This is a genomic window from Qingrenia yutianensis, from assembly GCF_014385105.1.
Classification (GTDB): domain Bacteria; phylum Bacillota; class Clostridia; order UMGS1810; family UMGS1810; genus Qingrenia; species Qingrenia yutianensis.
In genome coordinates, this window is record NZ_JACRTE010000070.1 from 1 (window position 1) to 997 (window position 997).

The 997-nt window shown below is 38.7% G+C and carries 2 protein-coding genes; both read right to left on the bottom strand.

What is annotated here, in order from left to right; genetic code table 11:
• Positions 1 to 131: 131 nt before the first annotated feature.
• Positions 132 to 494, bottom strand: a complete 363-nt coding sequence (locus tag H8706_RS12075; protein ID WP_262432838.1) for a DUF3846 domain-containing protein — start codon at positions 492 to 494, stop codon at positions 132 to 134.
• 124 nt (positions 495 to 618) lie between these two features.
• A complete protein-coding gene (locus H8706_RS12080) occupies positions 619 to 975 on the bottom strand; it encodes a hypothetical protein (RefSeq protein ID WP_262432839.1) in 357 nt (118 codons plus the stop codon).
• Between the last annotated feature and the right edge of the window lie 22 nt (positions 976 to 997).

Below are 997 nucleotides of genomic sequence, written 5' to 3' on the forward strand. Positions count from 1 at the left end.
TCTTAATTTGCCGGATTGGGCAAGAGAAAAACTTGAAAAATTACAAAATACCGGACCGGAGGAAGAACAGACCGGTGGTATAAACTTAAACTAAAATGGAGGTATCAGAAATAATGAAAACAAAACACAGTTTAAAAATGTAATCCGTATATACGGTCTTCCCTTAATTCTTTTTCCGAAAAGGTTTCCGGCTTATTGTGCATATCGTAATAATACCGCATACATTCATCGGATATTGAACCGTAATGACCGTTTTCGCCTGCCGACGCAATAAAAAAAGTTCCGCATATTATCTCTCCGCCAAAGTGCCTGTTTGGTTTAAGAAAAGGCAATGTATTATCAGCGTTGGAAACCAAAACAGATTTACTGTCAAGCTGCTGTGTCCTCACATTGCCTTCGACAACGCTTTTATATGCCTCCGTAACATTTTTTAACCACTCGATATGCGGTTTCTTTCCCGGTTCAAAAACCATAATTTTAATTCTGCTCTCCATTTAAGTATTTTTCCTCTCTTTTAGATTCTTTGCCGCTTACTATAAAGCAGCACAATGTAGCAACCCCGAAAACTGCTCCGATTGTTACTCCACATATAAATGTTAACACATAACTCACTTTGATTCACCCCTGCATTTCTATTATTGGTTCTTCTGCCTCTTCCATATCCTCGTTATCTGCCGTAATTTCAAACTTTGACTCACCGTATGGCTTAACTGTTGACCTTTCCAAAAAGTCTTCGCCTCTTTTTGTAAAATATGCTACTTCATATTCGTTGGCGTCTAATATCTCGCCATCTCCGTAAACAAAGCTTTTAACATTTACCTCTACCTTCTCGGTGTCCGGGTTGTCTTTCACAAAATTCTGATATTTTATCCAATTTTTAAGGTTGTCTTCTCTTTCCGGAATTCCGCCGCACAAAAATGATTCTTTTGCTCCGTTGTCTGCCGATACCGTTACCTTTGAAAACAAAACCGCCATTTCACATTCCTCCCATCAGCAT

Coding starts and splice junctions, on each gene's coding strand:
- H8706_RS12080 (WP_262432839.1), bottom strand. CDS start 975: ATGGCGGTTTTGTTTTCAAAGGTAACGGTATCGGCAGACAACGGAGCA.
- H8706_RS12075 (WP_262432838.1), bottom strand. CDS start 494: ATGGAGAGCAGAATTAAAATTATGGTTTTTGAACCGGGAAAGAAACCG.